This is a genomic window from Bradyrhizobium sp. WYCCWR15520 (assembly GCF_056174665.1).
The window spans coordinates 1-20,006 of record NZ_JBWBWM010000070.1 but is presented as its reverse complement, the minus strand read 5'-3'; the positions used below and the strand labels follow the sequence as shown (position 1 = coordinate 20,006).

Annotated in this window: 27 protein-coding genes and 1 pseudogene; 14 read left to right on the top strand and 14 right to left on the bottom strand. The window is 59.7% G+C overall.

Translation table 11 applies throughout. The features are described 5' to 3' along the window. Window positions 1-191 (top strand): hypothetical protein (locus AC0QUY_RS39875; protein ID WP_475391409.1); only part of this gene is annotated, 191 nt, incomplete at its 5' end. A gap of 601 nt (window positions 192-792) precedes the next feature. Here AC0QUY_RS39875 and AC0QUY_RS39870 read toward each other — a convergent pair. Further along, window positions 793-990: a hypothetical protein gene (locus AC0QUY_RS39870; protein WP_161849258.1), complete on the bottom strand. Its 198-nt coding sequence runs from the start codon at window positions 988-990 to the stop codon at window positions 793-795. A gap of 318 nt (window positions 991-1,308) precedes the next feature. Between AC0QUY_RS39870 and AC0QUY_RS39865 the strand changes: the two genes are divergently transcribed. Beyond that, entirely contained in the window at window positions 1,309-1,548 is a 240-nt protein-coding gene (locus AC0QUY_RS39865) for a hypothetical protein (RefSeq protein ID WP_202639154.1), read from the top strand. Here AC0QUY_RS39865 and AC0QUY_RS39860 read toward each other — a convergent pair. Continuing rightward, window positions 1,499-1,843 carry a response regulator gene (locus tag AC0QUY_RS39860; protein WP_161849257.1) on the bottom strand — a complete coding sequence of 115 codons (345 nt, stop codon included), beginning with the start codon at window positions 1,841-1,843 and terminating at the stop codon, window positions 1,499-1,501. The genes AC0QUY_RS39865 and AC0QUY_RS39860 overlap by 50 nt on opposite strands. A gap of 206 nt (window positions 1,844-2,049) precedes the next feature. On the opposite strand from AC0QUY_RS39860, the gene AC0QUY_RS39855 reads away from it, so the two are divergent. Continuing rightward, window positions 2,050-2,250 carry a hypothetical protein gene (locus AC0QUY_RS39855; protein WP_371419351.1) on the top strand — a complete coding sequence of 67 codons (201 nt, stop codon included), beginning with the start codon at window positions 2,050-2,052 and terminating at the stop codon, window positions 2,248-2,250. Window positions 2,251-2,502: 252 nt separating this feature from the next. On the opposite strand, the gene AC0QUY_RS39850 is transcribed toward AC0QUY_RS39855, so the two are convergent. After that, window positions 2,503-2,670, bottom strand: coding sequence for a hypothetical protein (locus tag AC0QUY_RS39850; RefSeq protein ID WP_371419350.1), 168 nt, complete (start codon window positions 2,668-2,670; stop codon window positions 2,503-2,505). A 302-nt stretch (window positions 2,671-2,972) separates the two neighbouring features. Here AC0QUY_RS39850 and AC0QUY_RS39845 point away from each other — a divergent pair, with 302 nt between their 5' ends. Further along, window positions 2,973-3,221: a DUF6894 family protein gene (locus AC0QUY_RS39845; protein ID WP_161849256.1), complete on the top strand. Its 249-nt coding sequence runs from the start codon at window positions 2,973-2,975 to the stop codon at window positions 3,219-3,221. A 5-nt stretch (window positions 3,222-3,226) separates the two neighbouring features. Further along, window positions 3,227-3,439, top strand: a complete 213-nt coding sequence (locus AC0QUY_RS39840; RefSeq protein ID WP_161849255.1) for a hypothetical protein — start codon at window positions 3,227-3,229, stop codon at window positions 3,437-3,439. Window positions 3,440-3,445: 6 nt separating this feature from the next. On the opposite strand, the gene AC0QUY_RS39835 is transcribed toward AC0QUY_RS39840, so the two are convergent. Next, window positions 3,446-3,670 (bottom strand): helix-turn-helix domain-containing protein, encoded by a 225-nt coding sequence (locus AC0QUY_RS39835; protein WP_161849254.1) that lies wholly within the window; start codon window positions 3,668-3,670, stop codon window positions 3,446-3,448. A gap of 653 nt (window positions 3,671-4,323) precedes the next feature. After that, a complete protein-coding gene (locus AC0QUY_RS39830; RefSeq protein ID WP_161849253.1) occupies window positions 4,324-4,665 on the bottom strand; it encodes a DUF1236 domain-containing protein in 342 nt (113 codons plus the stop codon). Window positions 4,666-5,083: 418 nt separating this feature from the next. On the opposite strand from AC0QUY_RS39830, the gene AC0QUY_RS39825 reads away from it, so the two are divergent. After that, window positions 5,084-5,233 (top strand): hypothetical protein, encoded by a 150-nt coding sequence (locus AC0QUY_RS39825; RefSeq protein WP_161849252.1) that lies wholly within the window; start codon window positions 5,084-5,086, stop codon window positions 5,231-5,233. Between the two features lie 1,082 nt (window positions 5,234-6,315). Here AC0QUY_RS39825 and AC0QUY_RS39820 read toward each other — a convergent pair. Beyond that, window positions 6,316-6,525, bottom strand: coding sequence for a hypothetical protein (locus tag AC0QUY_RS39820; RefSeq protein ID WP_161849251.1), 210 nt, complete (start codon window positions 6,523-6,525; stop codon window positions 6,316-6,318). Next, window positions 6,522-7,045: pseudogene (locus tag AC0QUY_RS39815) on the bottom strand (SOS response-associated peptidase family protein); the annotation flags it as partial. The pseudogene AC0QUY_RS39815 and the gene AC0QUY_RS39820, both read right to left, overlap by 4 nt. Window positions 7,046-7,474: 429 nt before the next feature. Here AC0QUY_RS39815 and AC0QUY_RS39810 point away from each other — a divergent pair. From AC0QUY_RS39810 to AC0QUY_RS39790, 5 genes are all read left to right on the top strand, one after another. After that, window positions 7,475-7,678, top strand: a complete 204-nt coding sequence (locus AC0QUY_RS39810) for a hypothetical protein (RefSeq protein WP_161849250.1) — start codon at window positions 7,475-7,477, stop codon at window positions 7,676-7,678. A 243-nt stretch (window positions 7,679-7,921) separates the two neighbouring features. Then, entirely contained in the window at window positions 7,922-8,236 is a 315-nt protein-coding gene (locus AC0QUY_RS39805) for a hypothetical protein (RefSeq protein WP_475391407.1), read from the top strand. Window positions 8,237-9,279: 1,043 nt separating this feature from the next. Then, window positions 9,280-9,579: a hypothetical protein gene (locus AC0QUY_RS39800; protein ID WP_371419349.1), complete on the top strand. Its 300-nt coding sequence runs from the start codon at window positions 9,280-9,282 to the stop codon at window positions 9,577-9,579. Window positions 9,580-9,778: 199 nt separating this feature from the next. Beyond that, window positions 9,779-10,093, top strand: coding sequence for a hypothetical protein (locus tag AC0QUY_RS39795; RefSeq protein WP_161849248.1), 315 nt, complete (start codon window positions 9,779-9,781; stop codon window positions 10,091-10,093). Continuing rightward, on the top strand, window positions 10,060-10,986 hold the full coding sequence (locus AC0QUY_RS39790; RefSeq protein WP_475391405.1) for a GcrA family cell cycle regulator: 927 nt from the start codon (window positions 10,060-10,062) through the stop codon (window positions 10,984-10,986). The genes AC0QUY_RS39795 and AC0QUY_RS39790 overlap by 34 nt, the downstream gene beginning before the upstream one ends. Before the next feature lie 77 nt (window positions 10,987-11,063). Here AC0QUY_RS39790 and AC0QUY_RS39785 read toward each other — a convergent pair whose 3' ends face one another. The 3 genes from AC0QUY_RS39785 to AC0QUY_RS39775 all read right to left on the bottom strand — a co-directional run bounded on the left by AC0QUY_RS39785 (window position 11,064) and on the right by AC0QUY_RS39775 (window position 12,328). Further along, entirely contained in the window at window positions 11,064-11,288 is a 225-nt protein-coding gene (locus AC0QUY_RS39785; RefSeq protein ID WP_475391404.1) for a hypothetical protein, read from the bottom strand. Window positions 11,289-11,677: 389 nt separating this feature from the next. After that, window positions 11,678-11,821, bottom strand: coding sequence for a hypothetical protein (locus AC0QUY_RS39780; protein WP_371419348.1), 144 nt, complete (start codon window positions 11,819-11,821; stop codon window positions 11,678-11,680). Between the two features lie 285 nt (window positions 11,822-12,106). Continuing rightward, complete coding sequence (locus AC0QUY_RS39775) at window positions 12,107-12,328, bottom strand: hypothetical protein (protein ID WP_161849244.1); 222 nt, start codon at window positions 12,326-12,328, stop codon at window positions 12,107-12,109. 322 nt (window positions 12,329-12,650) lie between these two features. On the opposite strand from AC0QUY_RS39775, the gene AC0QUY_RS39770 reads away from it, so the two are divergent. Next, complete coding sequence (locus tag AC0QUY_RS39770; RefSeq protein ID WP_475391402.1) at window positions 12,651-13,034, top strand: PRC-barrel domain-containing protein; 384 nt, start codon at window positions 12,651-12,653, stop codon at window positions 13,032-13,034. A 420-nt stretch (window positions 13,035-13,454) separates the two neighbouring features. Here AC0QUY_RS39770 and AC0QUY_RS39765 read toward each other — a convergent pair whose 3' ends face one another. From AC0QUY_RS39765 to AC0QUY_RS39755, 3 genes are all read right to left on the bottom strand, one after another. Next, window positions 13,455-14,105, bottom strand: coding sequence for a twin-arginine translocation signal domain-containing protein (locus tag AC0QUY_RS39765; protein WP_475391400.1), 651 nt, complete (start codon window positions 14,103-14,105; stop codon window positions 13,455-13,457). A gap of 1 nt (window position 14,106) precedes the next feature. Then, window positions 14,107-15,369 (bottom strand): acetamidase/formamidase family protein, encoded by a 1,263-nt coding sequence (locus AC0QUY_RS39760; RefSeq protein ID WP_161849240.1) that lies wholly within the window; start codon window positions 15,367-15,369, stop codon window positions 14,107-14,109. Between the two features lie 228 nt (window positions 15,370-15,597). After that, entirely contained in the window at window positions 15,598-15,831 is a 234-nt protein-coding gene (locus AC0QUY_RS39755; RefSeq protein ID WP_161849239.1) for a hypothetical protein, read from the bottom strand. A gap of 550 nt (window positions 15,832-16,381) precedes the next feature. Here AC0QUY_RS39755 and AC0QUY_RS39750 point away from each other — a divergent pair. Further along, window positions 16,382-17,809 carry a TAXI family TRAP transporter solute-binding subunit gene (locus AC0QUY_RS39750; RefSeq protein WP_161849238.1) on the top strand — a complete coding sequence of 476 codons (1,428 nt, stop codon included), beginning with the start codon at window positions 16,382-16,384 and terminating at the stop codon, window positions 17,807-17,809. 485 nt (window positions 17,810-18,294) lie between these two features. Here the strand turns inward: AC0QUY_RS39750 and AC0QUY_RS39745 are convergent, their stop codons facing one another. After that, window positions 18,295-19,056: a class I SAM-dependent methyltransferase gene (locus tag AC0QUY_RS39745; protein WP_161849237.1), complete on the bottom strand. Its 762-nt coding sequence runs from the start codon at window positions 19,054-19,056 to the stop codon at window positions 18,295-18,297. A gap of 826 nt (window positions 19,057-19,882) precedes the next feature. Here AC0QUY_RS39745 and AC0QUY_RS39740 point away from each other — a divergent pair. Further along, a partial coding sequence (locus AC0QUY_RS39740) for a cold-shock protein (RefSeq protein WP_475391367.1) occupies window positions 19,883-20,006 on the top strand: 124 nt, incomplete at its 3' end.

The following is a 20,006-nucleotide window of genomic DNA, read 5'->3' as shown; positions in this document are numbered from 1 at the left end:
AGCCGGCGGCGCGGGAGCTGGCGCTGGCGGCGCGGGTGCTGGCGCCGGTGCCGGCAGCGCAGGTGGCGGGGCCGCGGGTGGCGCAGGTACTGGCTCAGGCGCAGCCGGCGGAGGAGGCCCAGCCGGAACAACTGGAGCAGCTGGCACAACCGGTAGCCCTGCCGACGCGAGCACGCCCGACCAAGAGATGAAAAGGAAGAAACAGTAATCGGTCCGGCTTGCCGGTCCGGCGGGGGTCTTTGATCAGCTAACAATTGTTATAGCCGGGCCCGAAGGATAGGCGCAGCTTCATAGCGTCAGCCGGCGCCTAGGCGCTTCGGGCTGGCGGTCTCCTCAAGGGCCTCAGTCTGGATCGCGCGGTTCAAGCCGGGCGATCATGCTGGGGCCTTTGCGGTATGCAGCGGCTAAACCTCGTGAGCCGTCGACGACGAGCGATCTCGAGCGCCGGCTCGGCCGTTAGGAACGCGAATGCAGGTGGTGGGTTGACGAATGTCGCACCGTATCCCCCCAGGGTGCGATAACCAAGAAGGGCCCCAGCCCCGCCGCGGGGGCCCTTCTCGCGTTCTTATGCCGATGCGCAATCGGCCGAGACGGGAGTTGGCTGCTCAACACGGTTCGCCTTCAATAGCACCGGTGCCGATCAGCCATTCTCGCTCTTTTGCGAGCAGCCGGTAACAGGCTGCGATGTCGGCATATCGCTTTCTCAGCGCGTCAACGGTAGCCGCTGCGGCGAGCGCTTCGAATTCGGCCGCTCTCTCCAAATACTCCGCGACGCTACGCACCTTGCCCTCGTCACTCCGGGGGTCGCAAGCCGGGCGACTTCAGCCACTCGTGAATATGTGCGGCGGTCTCGGCCTGCCGGGCCTTGCGTTCGAGGTCATGCCGCTCCGGGCCGGGCGGTAGTTTCTCAGCTTCCGCGCGTAAGTGTTCGGCCTCCTGGGTAAGGTCATCGGGGAAGGACACGATGTCTTTGAAACGGCGTCGCTGCATGGCGCTACTCCACTCCGTGAGCCTGGCGGGAGCGCAATCGGCGTCCTCATCACCGATAGCTGCCGTAGGGTCGTGCGGTCAGGGAAACATTTTTGCGCGCTGCCAAGCGCGGGAGCCACCGGTTTATTTCGTTTCCCCCGGGAACGTTTTGACTTCGGCTCAGGTGGCGGCATTTGAGTAGGGCGGACAACGTGCCGCGCAGGTTGCTTTCGCGCAACGAAACACCCGCGCATCTTTGGCACTTTCGGTAGGGAGATGTTCACTGCGGAACTCTCGCTGGCGTGGGGAGTTCCAATTTCGGAAACTCGGAGACGCCACATGCAAGCAGCCATTGATCGCGTGATGCAAAGCTACGGCATGATGGTGAACATTACGCCGGTGCAGGAGGCTGAAGCTCGGCAGAAGGTCTCCAATTTCCTGAGAGAAAAGGTTGGAGACGAGCGCACCCTAGCCGTCGAAGGGCTCAAATATTTGCTTGGCCACGAGACAAAACCCGACGACGGGCCGCTCACCTCAGCACCGCGTCCAATAGCTGCTGCGGCTCATAGGGCTTCATAAAAAAGTGGGTGTCGTGCGGGACCAAGGGCGCGCTGTGTCCTGAGACCATCACGACGTTGAGGTCCGGGAATTTGCGCTTGGCATACTGCGCAAGTTCGACGCCGGACATCCCTCCACCAAGCTGTACGTCGGTAACCAGCGCCCGGAGTTCAGTGCCTGTTGAAGCTAGTACAAGTTCCGCGGCCGCTGCATCGTCACACTCCACCACCTCAAGCCCCTCGCTTTTCAGAAGGTCAGCCAGGCACGTCCGCTGGAACGGATCATCCTCCACAATGAGGGCTACGAAGTTCGACATCATCGCCTCCGGAAAAGAAATCAAATCCTGGAATTCGCAATAGTTGCAATCCGGCCGGCTGGCGTTCGGATGGACTGGTTCTCCTGACGCTTTCGGTGAAGACGTTATGCGGGGAGGGGATCTGTTTGGATCCAACTTGTGTGCACTCGTGGACATACGCGCGCGTTAGTTAGCGGTACGTTGTTGCTAACGGAAAGGAGCGCGCCATGATTATCAAGCGGCGTCGGTTCAAACAAACAAGACCGCTTAAACAACGGCTTCTCGAGGAGGCCCAAAATCTCCGAGACGAGGCGAAGCTGCTACCCTATGGACCCGTTCGCGATGCAGCCATGACAAAGGCGCGGCAGATCGAAGCCGCGGCCCATATGGACGACTGGCTTAAGTCGCCCGGCCTACCGCCGCCGTAGAAGACGGACCGATTTAATTCGACTCCCCGCCTGAACGCCGGCTAAGCCGTTAGGAACGCGATCTAGAGTGGTGGGGTGGGCGATGTCGCATTCTGGCGACGCCTCCTCAGTCCAAGAAAAGGGTCTCAGCGGGTTGGCTGGGGCCCTTTTCGCGTTCAAGGAGAAGCAACCACCAAACTGGGCAGATTGGCGAGCCCTAAACGGCCTCGTAAGCTGATGGCTGCTTTGCAGGAGCCTTCGGAATTTTGAATGTCATGGGGAAGGTGCTTGCCGACAGACGCGGTAGTCCGATTGCTCTTCGGACAAGCGTCTTTCAATAAATTGACGCTCAAGATCAGTAAGCTTGGCTTGGAGCAAACGCCGGTAGCGGGCGACATTATTGCGATGAGTTCGCAAGCGAGCCAGTTTTTCGTCCATCATCGTCGTCATCCTTTGACGGTCGTTACAGCTTTCCCTTTGGCTAGAGGGGCGGTGCCCCGGCGAAAAAATTAGGCGCGGGCGGCAACCTGTCAAGAGGATTGGAGGCGCAACCACGGGAGACCTTGATCAGCCAAACATTTGTTATGGCGGGATAAGAAGAGGTGGCGCAGCTTCGTAGCGTCAGCCTGCTGGAGTGTCAGGCTGCGGTTCTTCCTCAAGGGCCTCAGCTCAGCCGTCTGAGCTGGGGCCTTTGCGCTCGGTTGGTGAAGATCTTTACTCGGCGAAAGTAGTTTGAGGGCCCCATGCCACGTTACTATTTTGATGTGCGTGAGGCCGGCAGCCTCGCAGTCGATGAGGAGGGAATAGAGCTGCTGGATATCGAGGCTGCGCAGGAAGCGGCGGCGCGATCGCTGGTGGACATGGCCAGGGATGCGCTTCGCAGAAATTCCGGGGATTCCACCCCCCACAATTTGGCAATCGAAGTCCGCGATGTAGCCGGGCCCCTGCTTCAGGCCAAATTCACCGTCGCTGCAGACCGGCCGATACGCTAGGGCTTATGCCGCAGCTTTATCTGAGCGAGGGCAACGCAAGTGCGGTTCGCCGTTGCAATCAGTCGCGGCGGACGGGGGAGGCTATCAGCGTCTCCGGTCTGGACCTGAGCGGCAGCTTCGCGACCTTCACAGGCATTGTGCAATCGGTCGAGATCACTCAAGACATGGCTAAGGAGAAGCGCTTCCTGGTGACGATCGACGAGGTTGGCGCGACATGAAGGATTCTACGTTGGGATGCCGATTTCCTTAACCGCCTGCGCAGAGATGTCGGCCGGCTCACGGATGCCAGTCTGTGCGACTTCGACGATTTTCTTGGCGAGAAGCTCAGCCAATGGATCGCCCCGGTCAACGATGCCGATGGCTCGCAATGCTTGCTCATAGGCGGTCGTCAAGCGGCTGATTTCTTCGGGTCCCCTCGGCAAACTTTGCAACAGGCGATAGATGGGCATCGGTTAAGGCCGCTCAGAGGCGGCCCGACGCACGACGTTTCCGGACGACACGCGTCGGGCCATGCCACTACGGTTCACCCCCGGAATGGCCTCATCAGACTGAAAGTGATTCTTGGCGAAAATGGGCGCGGAGCCTTGGACCAGAGACAGGCTGAACGGCCGCATTTGCGCGGCCCTTCGCCGTAAACCGCGCTAGCCCGGTAAGCCTACAGTTTTCAAGCAGTAAGATCACGGTGCTCCGCGGCGGAACTTGGATTGGGAAAAAGATGCAAACAGGGACTTTCTCTCAGCTATCACGCTAGCCAGGAGGCACTTGTCTGGCTGGAATGGAAGCAACTTTGCATGGCCTCGGCGCGCGGCTCGCGCTCGGACTATTTTTCTGACTCAGCGACTTTAGATGAGGAATTTGACTCCGATCATGTTTTCCGATCGCCAAATAGCTCTGCACCTGATGCGGTCTGAGGCGACCGCCAAGGTAAATTGCGCCGGAAGCTCGATTGCGCTACCTAACTGCAAGAGCGCGCCAGTCTCAGACTGGTTACGAATGAGGCAGGCAATCTCGTGCTCGCTAAACTCAATGCTTCCAGCCTTCATATCACGTCGTCCTAACGTAGGGATGCGGCCCGTTACCGAGCCGCATCTTCACGAGCTACCTAGTCGATTTCTTGAACAACCGTTCGGGTGCCGGGATCCACCAGCATCACTCGATCGCCGGAATAGATGTAGCGATATTTGGTGACGGTGGGTCCCCAATCTGCGGGCACTGCTTCAAGCTCGACGCTAGCCGGGACCTTAGCGCCCACGACAATTCTTTCCTGTGTCGTCACGGGTCTAACCTTCTTCTCGGTGACATAACTCTTGATCTTGGTCCGATACTGCGGCTCGATCTGTATGGCCGCATTTCCAGTGCCGGTCGTCGTCGTCACAGTGGTCTGAGCGTTGGCTGCGGTAGCCAGCAGCGAAGCGGCCGCGGCAATTATCAAAACCCTCTTCATCGCAATCTCCTAGGCCGCGTTAGTGCGGCGTTGCACAACGCGAAAGAGAGAGCCAGGTTCCTATTTCTCCCGGGCCTGCGGAGCGATCGCAGCTCTCCATTGCACCTTGGCTTCCAAGGTGCGCACGGGGCCGATAGCGGATTGTCGGCGATGCGGCTGGTGCCGCCATTTACGATGAGGATAGGAACCGGGAACAAGTGGCAGTTGGCTTGCGTTTTCTGGTTGAGGGCACAATGAGGAGGAAGCGTACATGCCAGTTTTGTTGCTTTGGGCCGTTCCAGCCGTGATCGTTGTCGGCGGTGTCGGATACTATTTGGTTCGTGCTGTTCACTAAGCTGAATTACTAGAGGGAGGGAAAGGTCCGAGTCGGAACACCGACCGGGCTTTTCTCAGCCGCCCATTGGAAGGACGATTTGCGATGGCAGACAAACGTGCCTTGAAATTGATTGGCATCATGTTTGCCGCGTTGACCTTAATGGTTATCTCGACGGCGGCTGTAGTCGTGGCCGGTCACGCCGCGAGCAGCGTCAACGCCAAATATCTCGAATTGGGGGACGTTCGTGAGTAGCTCACCGGGATGGACGATGCAGTGTGCGAGCGCGACAGTTATTGTCGCATTCGCTACGAGCATGTGGATAGCAGGACAACGCTTCATTCAAAACGGGGCTAACAAGCAGCCCGCGCCTGTTTCGAACTCAAACTCAGCATTGTCTTGCGATCGGGCTCTGATTGGTGAGGATCGAACAGAGACTACAAACCGGCACGTTGGGTCATGTGCGCGACACAAACGTGTGCTTTCATACACGTAAGAACTTGCTGGAGTGACCTATTTCCAGGGGCTCCAGTTTTCCCAATTCCCGGAACGCAAACCTATCTCCTCCGTTTTGAGAAGGAGGAGGAAGCCATGCCCGTATTCATTCTCTGGGCCGTCCCGACGGTCCTCGTGCTAGGTGGCATCTACTATTTTCTTCGTGTGGTGCACTAGTGATTGCGTTGAGCCATTCCGGCGATGCTGCTGGGTCTCTCCGATCGACTAGCATTGCCGGAAGCCCAGCGCCGTGCTCCTCTTGCCCCGCGGCGCTGGGCCCAGAGCAGGCGCTTCCGTGGCCGGAACTTCGGGAAGAAGCGGCAATCGAGCGCAGGATTGTCAGCTACCAGACAGACACATTGAACCCAGACACATTGAACCGCGAACGCATAGAATGCTCCCGTTTCAACACCTAAAATTACTTTCGATCGCCCGGCCCGTTTGCCGGGCTTTTGGTTACCGCGTTGAGGGTCGCGAAACAGATCGCGCAAAGCAAGGAGCGCCATCATCAGGCGAACAGTTCGAGGCAACACGACTGTCCCCGATTCGACTGCACGCACTAACAAATGTTGGTCTGTTTCTACTTTTCGCAGCTGACCAGCTGAGTTGACGTTCGAGCGTTCACACGGTTTTGCCGCTTTATCCCGGCATGATGATTCGGCGCTCGAAAGAGTGCATCTTGAGGGACGGCTCTGGCACATTAGCCCCCAAGCCCCGCCAGAGCCGTTTCATCAAGTCCCGTGCTCGATGTGGGTCAGGCCTCCGGTATGCAGCGATCTAGTGCTGCGATCGTCTTGGAAGTCATCACCGCGGTGGCGGTGGTCGTGCTCGTGCTGTACGTGCTATTCCCGCCCGACTAGCCAGCGGTGCGATGCGAGCTTGAGCCCTGCGCCGTATTCGGCCGGGCTGCCGCCGTCGCGGAACAGGAAGGGACCGTTTATCTTTTCGATATGGATGCGGCCCTGAAGCGGCTCGACCGCGTTGGCGATTTCAAGGATCCGACGCGCGGCTTTTTCCGGGTCGGCGTAGGGGCGATCGGTGGCGTGTTTCATGCGGCGGCCTTGTCTTCCTTGTCTACACCGCGCGCAACGATCCTGATTGCATCGTCGGGCAACGGCCGCTGCAGCGCCTGGTCTCGTCCCACGGAGCGCGAATTCAGACGTCGCGCTCCTCGTCTGTCAGCAGGATAACCGGCTTGGCTTTCGGGTGGATCGGTTCGACGACAGCATTCGGCGTAGTGGTGAGAAAGCCGTAGACGTTGTGCGGGCCGGGAATCGGTTTCGATTTCGTCCCCCGGTCGCCCCTGAACTCGGTCCAGATGCCCGCGAAGCAGGTCAGGGGGCGATCATCGTTGATCGCGAACCAGACGACGTCTTTTTTCTTAATCTCCGGGTTCGGCTCCTGCGCGTATTCCGCGAAGCTGTTGAACGGGACCAGGGGATTTCCGGGCTTCAGCCAGCCGCGCCAGTGTGGCGAAGAGGTATTGCGAATGTTGGTCACGGGCGGGCCGCCGGTCCGCGGAGGAGGCGGCATGCCGCAGCGCATCAGAACGAACTCGCGCTCGGCGACGGCGTTCGCTATGTCTCGGTATCGCTGCCGCTTGTGCCGCAGTTGCTCGACGGGGTGCGCTACATGAAACCCGCAGATGTGAACGCCGGAAGGCGACACCGAGCGACGCCGGCAGCGGGGCCCCCGCGCACCGTCGTTTCCTTATCTGGTCCGATTGGCGATGCGCTGCCAATCGGCCGAGGAATTGGGCGAGCGATTGAAACGCCGCTACGACCGCCAGCGGCAGGGCATGGCACCACCTGGCCGAGCCCGCGCCGAGGCCGGTGCAGGATTGATCGCATCACCCTGATGCGCCGGCACAACACTTTTACGAAAGCCGGGGACAGCCGGGCGCGACGGTTACAAATCGAACCGACACCAGTCCAGCCGCCGAGTTCAATTGGGCTTTCATCACCGGATGGCATCCGGCTAAATCATTGATGGAGGATCGGTATGAACGATGGGGTCGTGGAGGCCGCAATTGGCGGCGCAACACTCGCCGCCGGCACCGCAATTTGGCTACTTGCGGGCTACCTGATCCAGCGATTTGCCTTCCGAAATCCAAAACCGACCCACGCTACCATCCTTGCGACATCACTGGCCGCTTCGATGTTGCTGTTCTCTCTCGGAGCTTTACTGGCGTTCCATACCCGATAACGATTGCTCGGCGGCCGCAGCATGGCGGGAGCGAACGGGCGCGACGGGCTCCGATAGAAATCCCTTACATAGAGTCGTAAAGCGAACCGACATTGCCATTTTTCCGGTTCAATATTCTCGTTCCAGCACCAGAGTAAATATTTGCGCATCGCCCGGCGGTCCCTCTAAGACGCCGGGCTTTGCGCGGTGGTCTGTTTTGCAAGTGGCCAATGCCTGCAAACGGCCGTGCCGATTGGAGGGGCCATGACGTGTTTCAACATCGGCGTCGAAATCACCGGTTCGCCAGCGATGCGAGCCGTGGCATTATCGCGCGCGGACTGTTCACAGGCGATGCAAGTCAGGCTTCGGCGTTTAGCGCTTGATATGAGCAAGCACTCGACTAATCCGAAAAATAAAGGCGCGAACTTAGGTAACGCCATCAAACCTAAGTCCGAGGTGCTGCGCGATGCCGGCATGCGAAGAAACCACCGCACCGAGTGCAGTACACCGAGTTCGATCATGAAAGTCTGGCGTGATCGCAGGGAACTGCGTAATTTGATGAAGGGAAGCGGGGGTTGAGGTGGGGACCAAGTCCAAGTTGGCTATCGCAGCCATGGCTATCGTCGTGCCGCATTTGGCACACTGTGAAACACTTCGATGGAATTGCAGCTATTCGGATGGCCACGCCCTCCGGAGTATCAGCCGATAATTTTGCGCTCGAATTTGCGTTGGACACAGTCACCCGAAAGGCCGTTATAATCGGCAATGCCGGAATGTCCGATGTCGAGGCCGTGGGCGGTAGCCAGGGAATAACGTTTCAAGAAAAGCTGGGCAGCGGCGCGGTCCAGACCACTACCATAGCCAAAGACGGCTCATCCGTTCACAGCCGACACACACACTGATCGGCGGAAAGGTGACGCCCTCGCAGTATTACGGCTCGTGTCCCTATGAACATCGTTCGCGGGATGTTGAGAATTCGGTCGTCGCCGCAATCCCGGTGGCAATTGTCGGTGGCGTGGCGAGCCATCTTGAAGCCTTCAAGGAGCAAGACCGGGTCATCAAAAGTTGGACGGAGGACACGAGAATATGGAAAGGCCTCCGATGTGGTAGCCAATTTCTCGGCAAGGATATGACCGCCTACACAAACGAATTTGGCTTGATTGATATTGGCCGCGCAGGCTGTTCTGACGGCAAGTTTCTTACGCGCGTCGATGAAATCCGGGATGCTATGAACCAACCTGCGCCAGCATGTCCGAGAATTCATATTGGGCGATTTATTTTCCGACCATGGGCATTTGGCTGGTGTTTGCCCTTATCGCATTCGGTGTCGTCAACTTGTTGGGCCTGTGGTTTTTGGCCGTCCGTTCCGCAACACGCTGGATCAAGGCCGAGTTTCAATAAACTCCCTACGGCCCTTGACCAACCGCTTGCGCGCCGGCTGCGCCGGCACCGGCATCTCGCCCCGTGGATTTGCCAGCCGCGGTGCGCAACAATAGCGGATGGGTTCAGTCTCGAAAGAACGTCTGTTCAGCGCGACCGTCGAGGCCGAGCAACGCGCCGGGGAAGCGCGCAAGGGCGCCGATGTGGCGCCTGCGAGGCCTGGAATTTGCGCATGAAAGGCTATGGCCGCCCCGGCGCAGCCCTCGCCATTGCTCGGCGACGCACTCAACGCCGGTTATCGCTATCTGGACGTGAAATGCGACGGCTGCGGCACCCACAGTGCGGTTGATCTAACCATCATTCGTCGGCCAGCGGCGACGCCGATCTGGCAACTGGAACAACGCATGCGTTGCAAGCCATGCTCGGAGCAACGCGGCTATCCGTACAAGCGCGGCCATCTGGTGCGGCTGCGCCGCAGCAAGCTCACGACGAAAGACGACGGCGAGCCGTGGTATCCTGACGATCAGCGCGAGCGCAATTGACGCCTGGCGGATCGCGCGGACCTGTTCGATTAGCGTACGTTCAGGCCCGGCGCAGGAAAAACGGAAAATCAACAGGAACTGGTTCCCTCTGCGAGCGCCTTCGCGGCGGTCGCTGCGATCACTGGATCAAGGTCAAGAACCGTCGCCATCCAGCGTCAACCCGCCAGTTCTGACAGCCGCCCAGAATGGTGAAACGCCAATGCCCCTTTCCGAGCAACATCGCCACGCCGTGTTGCTAGCCGGCCGCACCCGGGATGTCGGCGTTATCAACACCGTTGTCGCAGAGGTGTTGGTGGCAAGCCCAGGAACGAACCTGTTCGAAATCGAACAAGCTTTTCGGGAGAATGCTTCACCGGCCTATTTGGTCGCCACGACCGAGGGGTTCGTGGTCGTGCTCAGTGCGATGGCAATGCTGGTGGCGGTCAGCAAAGCGGGCATGACGGTTGAGCAAAACCGGGCAGCGCTGGCGACGTGCCGACCATGGCCAGCACCACCCCCCGGTTCGGCGAATTGATCCAGGTGCAGCGCGATCTGCGTGACCGCGTCGACCATGGCTTGGTCGCGCCAATAGCCCGCAGAATTGATAGCGCCATTGAGCGCGGCCCGCACGGGCTGATCCACCCGAACGTCACGCGCGCCGCCGGTGGCCGCCCTCGGGATCGCTGCGATCACTCGATCAAGGTTAGAAAACCGTTCCACCGACGACTACCAAAATTGGTACATTCAGACTGCCGGCTTTCCCAACGGCGTTTTGATTTTCATAGTGTGCGCGTCTCCGGCGAGAAAACCGCATTGGTTCAAATCGCCAGCCCCGGGCCCTTGACCGAGCGCGCGCATCTCGTCGGAGCACCACGATACTTTTGGCGAGGTTCCCGAATGATGCCTTGGACCACCCAGGAAATTTCCCTACTCATTAGCTTTTGGCCGACCGCATCCGCCGCGCAAATCTCGCGACGGTTGAACCGCTCGCGCGCGTCGATATGCGGAAAGGCAATGCGGCTGCGCCGCGGTAAATTGTTGCCAGTCGGCGTGCAAAAGCACTTCGAGGTGAAACCGGTGCGGATGCGGCCGGGTTGCGCCACGACAACGGTCACATCGATCATTCCGGCAAAGCCGATGCCACCGGTGGATGCCACCGTGCCGCAGCCGGAAATGCGGCGCTGCTCGCTGCTCGAACTCGATAACGGCCAATGCCGCTGGCCGCTCGGCGACGTACGCCAGGCCGCGGCGCTATTCTGCGGCGACGCCGCGATGCCGGGGCTTCCCTATTGCCAGCACCATCTGCGGATGGCGCGATATGATAGCGGTCCGCAATCCGATCGCGGTCCACATCGGGTTAACAGAGGTTTCAGTCGGGGTTGCCGAGGGTCCGCTGCCGGTTGGACGAAATTGGCGACAAGATTCTAAATAAACATGCGGAAATGGCCCGCCGCCGCTCGGGGTGCCGAGGGCCGGATTTTGGAACCGCCCCCGTCATTCGGTCGTCAACCGCCGCGCCGCGATAGCGCGTGGCTCAATCGGTTCGCCTCGGCCGTGACGTCGGCACATAGCCGGCACAGGTGGCCGGTCACATCGACCAGCACCGGCTCGATCTGTTGCGGCTCGACGTGGTGCTCACGCTTGAAATCGCACCAGCCGCGCAAGTCGAGCGTGCCGATAATAGTGACGTGGTCGAATAGGCGGCGCGTCAGGTCGGTGGTTTCGGTCACGGCTTATCCTTGCCGAACGGCAGTTTGATTTCCTGGCCGGCGGTTCGCACCTGTCTTGCGGTGGCCGCGGTCATGATGCCGACTCCCGGACAATGAACTCGATCCGCACGACACCTGGCAAGCAAGCGAGGATGTCCTGCTGGAGATCGCCATCTCTGCCGTTCCAGGCGATCTTCGCGCTAGCCGTGGGGACGCCGGGGCGCGGCGGGCGGCGGAAGCGGGCAAACCAGTGCGCTCCGAGCAGCGGACGATCTATTCTACCGTCCGGTAGGGTTGCGCCGGGTTGAAGCAATCGTGGGTTAGGACCGTAGTTCGCGCAACATTCGGCAGGAAAATCCGTTAAAGGCAGTAACTTGTGCGGGAAGCGGGAGGAGGGGCGGTCCGCCGCGTCAGCCGAGAGGTCGGCTTTGTCTGAAATGGAAACCGTTCGGAGTGAACCTGCGGGCCACGGCGCGCGCCTTGTCCTCGCATGTCTCCAGCGCGATCTTCTGGGCAAGCATGACGTCTCCGATCGGCAGCGCGCCGATAGGCATGAAACACAACCCCTCCTGCAGGCGACCTCGTTCGTCGATCGCGCACACGTTCACCGAGGCCCCTGCGTGAATCCTGTACCGCTTTCCGCTGTCGCTTCTGAAGACTTCGAAGTAGCCTCCCTTGGTGAACTGCTCCCGCTGCGCGGGCGATAGCCATCTCCGCAAGAGCAGCAGCGAACGTCCCTCTGGCGTGCTTTCGGCGCCGTGCCTTAGGAAGAGGGTTCGCGTTGCTCTCATGCGGGAGCGGGCGCCCGGCGGCAACGGTCGAAAACCGAACATGGCCAGCTAACCGCCGACCAACCTGGGGAAGAAGAGGGTCTCTTCCGCAGTGGGATCGAACGATCGGATCTGCGAGGTCTGACCTGAACCCGTCCGAATCGCGGCGGTGAAGCCGGCCCTTGTCAGCTCATAGAACCGCTGCTCCGCCTTCGCCACTTCCTCTACGTCGTGGGAGTCAAAAGGGTGACGGCTGTCGCCGGTGCGGTCCATCACGATCTGGATCGCCATGATCGTCCTCCTCAGATTTATGGCAGTCAAGGACCCCGACCAGTATCCGACCGACTTGACGGACTTTCAAGAGAAGAACATTCCAATCGGAAGACGCCGCTCGTGTGCCCGAACGCGCGGCCAGCACGCGTGCCACCAACTCCATTACTTTGTCTGGCAGCGGTCGCTGCAACGTCCTTCGCCTCGTCCCACGGCGCACAACGGTCGCGGGCCCTAAATCGGATTTCCAGAATTGCTTTGTGAAATTGTTGTCCGGAGCGCCTAGGAACGACCCGGTAGCTGCCGAGTTAAGGCGACAAACTTACCATTGAGGGAGGAAGCCATGGCCGGTGCGACAGCCCATCCGGATCATCAATGCATCTCAAGCGAAGACATTCAGGGAACCGAGGTTTATGGGGCAGGTGGAAAGAACATCGGTGAGATAGATCATCTCATTATCGACAAGGTGTCAGGTCGCGTAGCCTATGCCGTCATGAGTTTTGGCGGATTTGTTGGGTTAGGCCACAGCCATTATCCCATACCCTGGGGCGCTCTGACATATGATACGTCGCTTGGTGGTTTCCGAACAAATATCACCGAGCAACAGTTGAGGGACGCGCCTGAGTTCAGTGATGACTCGTGGCAGGATCGAGACTGGGAAACGCGCACCCACCAGTATTACGGGACACCCGAGTACTGGGAGTCGCGAGGTGGCCTATTACGCTAGGCAGCGCATTACGACCTGAGAGCCAAGCGGAAGCGGCCATGAAGCTCGCAGTCCCAGCCAATGGCCTGGAGCGCCGGGAATGGATCAGTCTCGCCATGGCCTGTTTATAGGGGCAGACCGGAAGTCATCGGTACGCCGCCAAACCGACGCGAATGACCCACAACGGACTCTGGCCACCTGCGCGAGAAACTACGCGGGTATGGGCGCTCTGCGGTCATGAGCAGTCTAGGGGCGCGTGGGTATAGAGTGCCGTCCAGCGCTTTCATGTGACCCACGGAGCAACGGTGCTATTTCTCTTTGGGCTTCGCGGCTTCCCTAGCTAATCGCTCAGCCCGCAATCGTTCGTAGTTCTTTTGGAAAGCCTCCTGCGCTTTTTCGTATTCCGTTACCGCCCTTCGACCTCCAGTTTAGTGGCGCGATTCATTGCGGGACATCAACCTCGTGGGTGTGATCTTCATGGGCATGTGGCTCGAGGCCCGGCATGGGCGCGCCCGTGAAATAACCTAGAGCGGCAGGATGCAGCGGGATGCGCGAGTCGGGTGGCTCGGAGGACGAACCGCTCGGCAGCAGCAATTCGGGAAGGGCGCTGCGGCTCTTGTCCAATGCTTCGGCGATCAACCAGGCATGGCGTGCTGCAAAGTCGTCGCGGCAGACGAACAAATACTCTCCGATGCCGACGACGGTGAACAGCTTGACTGGTCCGTGCTCGGCGAAGGGGGGCCTCCCTTGTCGAAGGGCTGCCGCATCGTCGCGCCGCATCAGTGCGACGTCCAACTGCTGCGAGCTGATCAGGCTGGCGATGCGCTCCTTGTGCGGCGCCCTGCTCACCTGAGCCTTGCTGCTCGGCAAGCGATCCGCGAGGACCTCAGCTACCCGCTGGCCGAGCTCGAACGAGGGAGGATCGGCGCGCGAAGTCAGGATCAGCAGGTGGCGCCGGCGGTAGACGCCCCACTGGCCATAGGGTGCGTGGCCACAAAGGAACATGGCTGCGGCGCCGGCCCCCGCCGTTCGGAGGAATTCCCGGCGGCTCGGCCTCCCGCCAACCTCAGGACCTTCGGTCTTATGCCACATGCTACTTCTTGCGGAATATGGTGGTCGGTAGGATGGCGGAGACTGCGTAGTTCGGCACGTCGACGACATTGCCGATACGCAGGTCGGCGGCCACGCTCGCCACGACATATGCCTGCTCCGGCGTGAGGCCCTTCTCGCCAACCATCCAGTCGATCAGCTCGATCAGGGCGTTGCGCGCCGCCAGCATCAGATCCTCCGAGAGGTTCTCGAGCGGGCCGATTTTCTGGCTGTCGAGGTAGGTATGGTAAGGCGGGATCTGGCCCTTGGCTTTCAGCGGGAAGCCGGTGGTGGCGTAGAACTCGGTCGGCGCCAACCGGATGAGCTGATCGCCGCCTTCGAAGTGCGGGACTTTGACCTTCGCGACTTGCGCCTTGCGGATCTCGGTGACCAGCGTGACCGTCGCCCCCATCTCGATCGCCGTGCCGGAGACCTCGCCATCGCCTTGCGCGAAATGGACGTCGCCGACGAACAACCCGCACCCGTCCACGAAGCAGGGCAGCAGCAGCGTCGTGCCCACCACCATCTGCTTGATGTCCATGTTGCCACCGTTCTCGCGCGGCGGAATGGTGCGCAGGCACTCATTCTTGCTGCTTCCGTTCTGACCGCAGACATCGCTCGGCAGCGCACCGAGCGGCTGCGGAGTCAGCACGACGCCGCCCGCGCTCTGCAGCGCCGCCTCGCGCGTGAGGATCGTGGCCACCTCGGGCTGGCCCGGCAGCACCCCGACCGTGCCCATAAATCCGTTAAAGGGGATGACGACGCCCGGGATCTGGTCGGAGACCGCCTCCTTGCGGTTGAGTTTCCAATTGGCGATGAACGGCTTGGTGAAGCGATCGCGCAGGAAACCGAAGCCCGGGACGATCACGGTGTAACCGTAGTCGTCCGGCTGTACGTCGAGGAGTGTCACCGCCAGTACGTCGCCGCGCTGGGCACCCTCGATGAAGACCGGGCCGGTCAGCGGGTGGACGAGATTGAGATCGGCCGCCGACACATCCTCGGGCTTGGAGCCGAGGTTGAAGTCGGAGTCGAAGGCGTCGCGCGTTTCAAAGACGATATGTTGACCGGGGTTGGCGCGACTCACCGGCTTGATGGCCGGGTGCATGCGGTTCATGCAGTTCTTGTCGTCGACGCAGTGCGCGCCGGTCTTCGCGACGCGCACAACCTGCCACGCCTTAACGGACGTCGTATCCGCATGCGCTGCGGTTGCGCTGAGCAGCAAAGTCGCGGCCGCAGTGATGATCCAGAATTGCCCGGATTGCACCATTCGCTCCTCCCTCAGCAGAATCGTGACCCTATTCTGGTCGGGACGACAATCGGCAACGCCTTGGGCGCCCGGCGGCACGATGAGGAGATCAAGATCTCGTCCTGACGACCGTCCGGCGAAGCTACTCCCCTTTGGGGTAAGTGCCAACCACCATAGGTCGAAAGGGCGGAAGAACAACGGCCTTCTTCACCGCCATAGCGTTCTTGTCGGTCCAGCATTTCCTTGCCCTCAAATGTGCAGCGTTTTCAGCGTCGGCGCTAGGGCGACGCCCGTGGCACCTTCCAGGAGACGGGACTGATGGGCTAGGAATGCGCCATGCCGGGTCCAGCTGCGCACGCACCATTCGCGTGCGAAGATCGTCAGCAACGCAACGACGCAGAGCGTCAGGGCGACGCCCAGCAGCATCGCGGCGGCGAAAGCAACGCCGACCGCTGGGACACCGTTTACCAAGGCGTAGACCATCGCGAACAACGTGAGGCGGGCACGGTACGAGACCCGCCACAAGTCCCACGGTGACGGCGCGGCTCACCGCGGATTGCGCGAAAGAGCGGCCATGCGCCGATGGCTTCCAGAAGACGGCGGCTCAGCAGTTCGAGGGCGGGGGCGCGCCTGTCGCCTCTGGTCGAGTGTGAACGCATGAAGCCACCGGCGCCAACTCATAGCGACGTCCGCTTCTGGCACTTTTGAGACATGCTGAGGCGATCTGATTATGTCCGAAGTTCGGGGAAGACCGGAGGTGACTGGCGGCCGACCAAACCGTTGCGAATGACCTATGCGGCCTCTAGGCAATGGTATGTCGTCCCATTCCGCCATCGACCGTTGCCAGTATCGGACGTCATTCGGTGTCGCGCTGTTCGGCGTACACGTCTTCAACCCCAGAGCCAGCCAGCGCATTTTTCAGGCCACCAGGTGTTCCGCCTGAAACCAGGGCCGCTGCTCCGACGTTTTCCTCGGAAAAACGTGATATTCCTGCAAAACAGGAAGCGCTTTTGATCTCCGACTGGCAGCGGCAATGTCCTCGTCCGATGGTACAAATGAAACCAGTGACGCTGCCCGCCGACGGCGGAGAAGGAGCAATTCCTTACTGTTGGTCTTGGCCGTTGGATTTTTTGTTTTTGGCGCCGCCGCGGGCGCACTGTATTATGTGTTGCGGCCGGTAACTCTCCGGATTGCCGTCGGACCGCCGGGAAGCGACGACCACAAAGTGATTCAGGCGACGGCCGAGGCCTTCGCCAGCGAAAGCAGGACTGTCAAGCTATCTCCGATCACGACCGACGGAGCGGTCGAAGCCCTCGCCCTGCTTGGTGCTGGCAAGGCCGACCTTGCGGTCGGTCGTGGCGATCTGGAGATGCCGGCCGACGCGCAGACCGTCGCCATCGTGCGCAAGAACTTTGCTGTGCTGTGGTCGCCTTCCGGACTCGCGGGCAAGCGCTCCAAAAGAAAGCCCACGCCGAAAATCAAGGAGGTCGCCGATCTCGCAGGGCACAGGGTCGGCGTGATCGGCCGGACGCCGGCGAACGCCGCGTTGCTGCGGGTCATCCTGAGCGCCTCCGGCGTGGAGGCGGACAAGGTCGCGGTTACGCAATTTGGCACGGACCAAATCGAGGAGCTCGCACGCGACCCGACCCTCGATGCATTCATGGCGGTCGGTCCGCTCGACAGCAAGATCACCTCGGACGCCATCACCGCGACGGTCCGGTCGCGAGGCGAGCCGAAGTTTCTCGCGATCGAGGCATCGGAAGCCATCGCCCTGAAGCACCCGCGCTACGAGTCCGAGGAAATTCCACCCAGCGTCTTCAATGCGAATCCGGCCAGGCCGGATGACAAGGTCGAGACGGTCAGCGTCAGCCACCTGATCATGGCGCGAAAGGCTTTATCTGAAACGACGGTGGCGGCATTTTTCCGGCAACTATTCGCCGTCCGTCAGGCGATTGCCAGGCAAGTGCCTGGCGCTGCGCACATCATCAAGCCGGACACCGAGAAAGACGCCGAGCTGCCAGTGCATCGGGGAGCGGCAGCCGTCGTCGACGGCACCGAACGCACCTTCCTCGACAGGTACGGCGATTACTTTTGGTTTGCGCTCCTGCTTCTCTCCGGGATCGGTTCGGCCGGTGCCTGGTTGCGTCACTATTTGAATCGGGATGAAAGGGACGAAAACACCAGCCATCGCAACAGAATCCTGGCCATGGTTTCTAGGGTACGCACCGCGGATTCCAACCAGAAACTGCTGGCGATGCAACGCGAGGTCGACGCCATCATAAGTGAAACGCTCGAATGCTACGATGACGGCGCCATCGAGGAAGAGGAACTGGCGGCCTTTGGTCTGGTGCTCGAACTATTCAATCACGCCATCGTCGAGAGGCGCACGGCATTGCAAGCGGGCACGCTCGATGCGGCTCGCGGCGCGGCGGGAGGCCACAGCCTCACGTCTCGACGATGACGTAGCCACGTGAAACATGTCACTGCGATTGACGTCGACAGCGTGCAGGTAACCCGCGGAGGAATTTCCGAGGTTGGCAGATTGTGTTGAAAAACTCGTAAATCGCGGGACTCCGAAAATCTCGCAAATGTAGCGCATTAGCGATCTCAACCGCTGCAAGGCTCTGTAGAATCGATACGAGGCGCCAGCGATCGTTTTGCGGTAATTGATGTGGTCTCTCACCTCGCAGCGAGAGAGACGCACCAGCGGTCCTGAGAATGTTCAGTCATCAGCGAAAAGGACTTTTTCAACACAATCGACCCAACTCGGACAGGAGCCATCCAGGTGCCTCCACAAATCGATCAGTATTGCCGACCAGTTGACGATGTCTGAGAAGCCGTGCGGCCTGTTATGCTGGCGAAATTTTGTCCCATTAGCGTTCGAACCGACTTTTCGAACCCATGTAAGTACCTCCAATCATCTAAGCTGAGGCGTATTCAAGCTCTTTAAGGACTTGGCCCGATCTGTGGCTTGCTGAAAAAGCAATATCGCATGGTTTCCTTGTCCGGATACCAGTCCCAGTCATCCGGATCAGCCTCCTGTTCGATGCGCCAAATCTCATCGAGCAACGCTGAATTAAAAGCTGCGAGCTGGAAGCCGTTGCGGACGAACGCGTCGGACCACTCTGAAATTGTCCAAAAGGTCTGCAAGCCCGCAAATAATTCATAGTCCTCAATCACCTCCTCCGTCATGTCGGTAGTCGTGCCTTGGAACACAATTCCTGCACGACATACCCGAAACAGCTCCTTGATCGCTTGGTCGATGTTTTCTTCGGGAAGGTACGGAAGGCACGTTTCATAAATGAAGTCGAACGATCCGTTTTTGAACGGCATTTTGCGCACATCGCCAAGCCGGTTTCGTTTGCGCCACGCGTGCGGCGTCTTCGAATGTATGTACGCACTGTTTTCGATGCCCCAGGCTTCGACACCCAGTTTGTCGAATTGCCCAATGGTCAGCCCATTGGCGCTACCGCAGTCAAGCAACTTATAGGGCGGCACCGCACCCCAGACGGCCTTAATCAAATGAAGAAGATATTTCGCATTGAAAGCCGTTTGGAAAATGTCTTCATAACTCCGATTACCGGAATACGTCTCGAAGTAGCTGTCAGCGACCGCTCCATTCCCAGCAGGCAAGATATCCTTGCCGATCTGATACGCGAATTTGCGCTTGCGCATCTCGGTAATGCTTAAGTGGCTGTTATTACCCATCTCGAAGATCTCCTACGTGAGATGGCTTCAGCTGGCAGATGCCACCCCGCAATAAGGCTCGAAGCTGATACAAGTTCCGCCCGATTGTGCGATCTGGAACCACACACGGAATGTCGGGCCTAACACATGAATTGTCTTGTCGATCTCTGCGCCACACGGGTGGCAAGCAACCGACCAAATTCGATCTCCAGGCGTATTCATCCTTTTGCCTGCCGAGCGGCCATTCTCAAAGCAAGATAACCCGATCGGCCCGACAGAGATTGTGAGCTGGCTAGCTTTAGCAGCGCTCAGCATACTCATACTTACAGGTGGTTCGTTCCCTGAACCTCTGCACGGTCTGCTCTCATGTGGGCTGATCTGGATATAGGTCAGGCTTCTTGCTGACTGGGACGTGTCAGAGTTTGCCGCCCGAAGCGGCACACCACTCCTAAAGGATTTTTGATCATGCGCCCAATTGTGCCAAGAATCAGACCCAGCTTGGGAAGCGTAGGTGCCCAGCATGGCCATCATCGCGGGTTTCTGTCACGACTGCCTGCCTACCACTCACAGCGCTTTCGAAAGCCTGTCCAACAGCAAATCGCATCGTCCGTCCTCTTCTCCGGCTGATCCTCGTTCGCTTCCGGCTCAGGTTCGGGCTGGCCAACCGTTCATTAACTCACCGCCAGCAGGATCGCGGGCAATCGCGGATCGCATACCCATGAGGAGTAATGCGCAATAGCCGCCGCTGTCTCAGCCCAGCGGCGGCCTTTTCGCGCCAGAGGGCTCTTTCTTTCGCCGGATTTCCGTCACCATCTTTCGTGTATTCGAATCTATGGGGAGAGTGGACGTGGCAATAGGTACAGTGAAGTGGTTCAACGCGACAAAGGGCTACGGATTTATTCAGCCCGAGACGGGCGGCAAGGACGTGTTCGTCCATATCTCGGCCGTCGAGAGAGCAGGTCTGAGCAGTC

Coding starts and splice junctions, on each gene's coding strand:
- AC0QUY_RS39870 (WP_161849258.1), bottom strand. CDS start 990: ATGCAGCGACGCCGTTTCAAAGACATCGTGTCCTTCCCCGATGACCTT.
- AC0QUY_RS39865 (WP_202639154.1), top strand. CDS start 1,309: ATGCAAGCAGCCATTGATCGCGTGATGCAAAGCTACGGCATGATGGTG.
- AC0QUY_RS39860 (WP_161849257.1), bottom strand. CDS start 1,843: ATGTCGAACTTCGTAGCCCTCATTGTGGAGGATGATCCGTTCCAGCGG.
- AC0QUY_RS39855 (WP_371419351.1), top strand. CDS start 2,050: ATGATTATCAAGCGGCGTCGGTTCAAACAAACAAGACCGCTTAAACAA.
- AC0QUY_RS39850 (WP_371419350.1), bottom strand. CDS start 2,670: ATGATGGACGAAAAACTGGCTCGCTTGCGAACTCATCGCAATAATGTC.
- AC0QUY_RS39845 (WP_161849256.1), top strand. CDS start 2,973: ATGCCACGTTACTATTTTGATGTGCGTGAGGCCGGCAGCCTCGCAGTC.
- AC0QUY_RS39840 (WP_161849255.1), top strand. CDS start 3,227: ATGCCGCAGCTTTATCTGAGCGAGGGCAACGCAAGTGCGGTTCGCCGT.
- AC0QUY_RS39835 (WP_161849254.1), bottom strand. CDS start 3,670: ATGCCCATCTATCGCCTGTTGCAAAGTTTGCCGAGGGGACCCGAAGAA.
- AC0QUY_RS39830 (WP_161849253.1), bottom strand. CDS start 4,665: ATGAAGAGGGTTTTGATAATTGCCGCGGCCGCTTCGCTGCTGGCTACC.
- AC0QUY_RS39825 (WP_161849252.1), top strand. CDS start 5,084: ATGGCAGACAAACGTGCCTTGAAATTGATTGGCATCATGTTTGCCGCG.
- AC0QUY_RS39820 (WP_161849251.1), bottom strand. CDS start 6,525: ATGAAACACGCCACCGATCGCCCCTACGCCGACCCGGAAAAAGCCGCG.
- AC0QUY_RS39810 (WP_161849250.1), top strand. CDS start 7,475: ATGAACGATGGGGTCGTGGAGGCCGCAATTGGCGGCGCAACACTCGCC.
- AC0QUY_RS39805 (WP_475391407.1), top strand. CDS start 7,922: ATGACGTGTTTCAACATCGGCGTCGAAATCACCGGTTCGCCAGCGATG.
- AC0QUY_RS39800 (WP_371419349.1), top strand. CDS start 9,280: ATGGCCGCCCCGGCGCAGCCCTCGCCATTGCTCGGCGACGCACTCAAC.
- AC0QUY_RS39795 (WP_161849248.1), top strand. CDS start 9,779: ATGCCCCTTTCCGAGCAACATCGCCACGCCGTGTTGCTAGCCGGCCGC.
- AC0QUY_RS39790 (WP_475391405.1), top strand. CDS start 10,060: ATGGCCAGCACCACCCCCCGGTTCGGCGAATTGATCCAGGTGCAGCGC.
- AC0QUY_RS39780 (WP_371419348.1), bottom strand. CDS start 11,821: ATGCCTATCGGCGCGCTGCCGATCGGAGACGTCATGCTTGCCCAGAAG.
- AC0QUY_RS39775 (WP_161849244.1), bottom strand. CDS start 12,328: ATGGCGATCCAGATCGTGATGGACCGCACCGGCGACAGCCGTCACCCT.
- AC0QUY_RS39770 (WP_475391402.1), top strand. CDS start 12,651: ATGGCCGGTGCGACAGCCCATCCGGATCATCAATGCATCTCAAGCGAA.
- AC0QUY_RS39765 (WP_475391400.1), bottom strand. CDS start 14,105: ATGTGGCATAAGACCGAAGGTCCTGAGGTTGGCGGGAGGCCGAGCCGC.
- AC0QUY_RS39760 (WP_161849240.1), bottom strand. CDS start 15,369: ATGGTGCAATCCGGGCAATTCTGGATCATCACTGCGGCCGCGACTTTG.
- AC0QUY_RS39755 (WP_161849239.1), bottom strand. CDS start 15,831: ATGGTCTACGCCTTGGTAAACGGTGTCCCAGCGGTCGGCGTTGCTTTC.
- AC0QUY_RS39750 (WP_161849238.1), top strand. CDS start 16,382: ATGTCCTCGTCCGATGGTACAAATGAAACCAGTGACGCTGCCCGCCGA.
- AC0QUY_RS39745 (WP_161849237.1), bottom strand. CDS start 19,056: ATGGGTAATAACAGCCACTTAAGCATTACCGAGATGCGCAAGCGCAAA.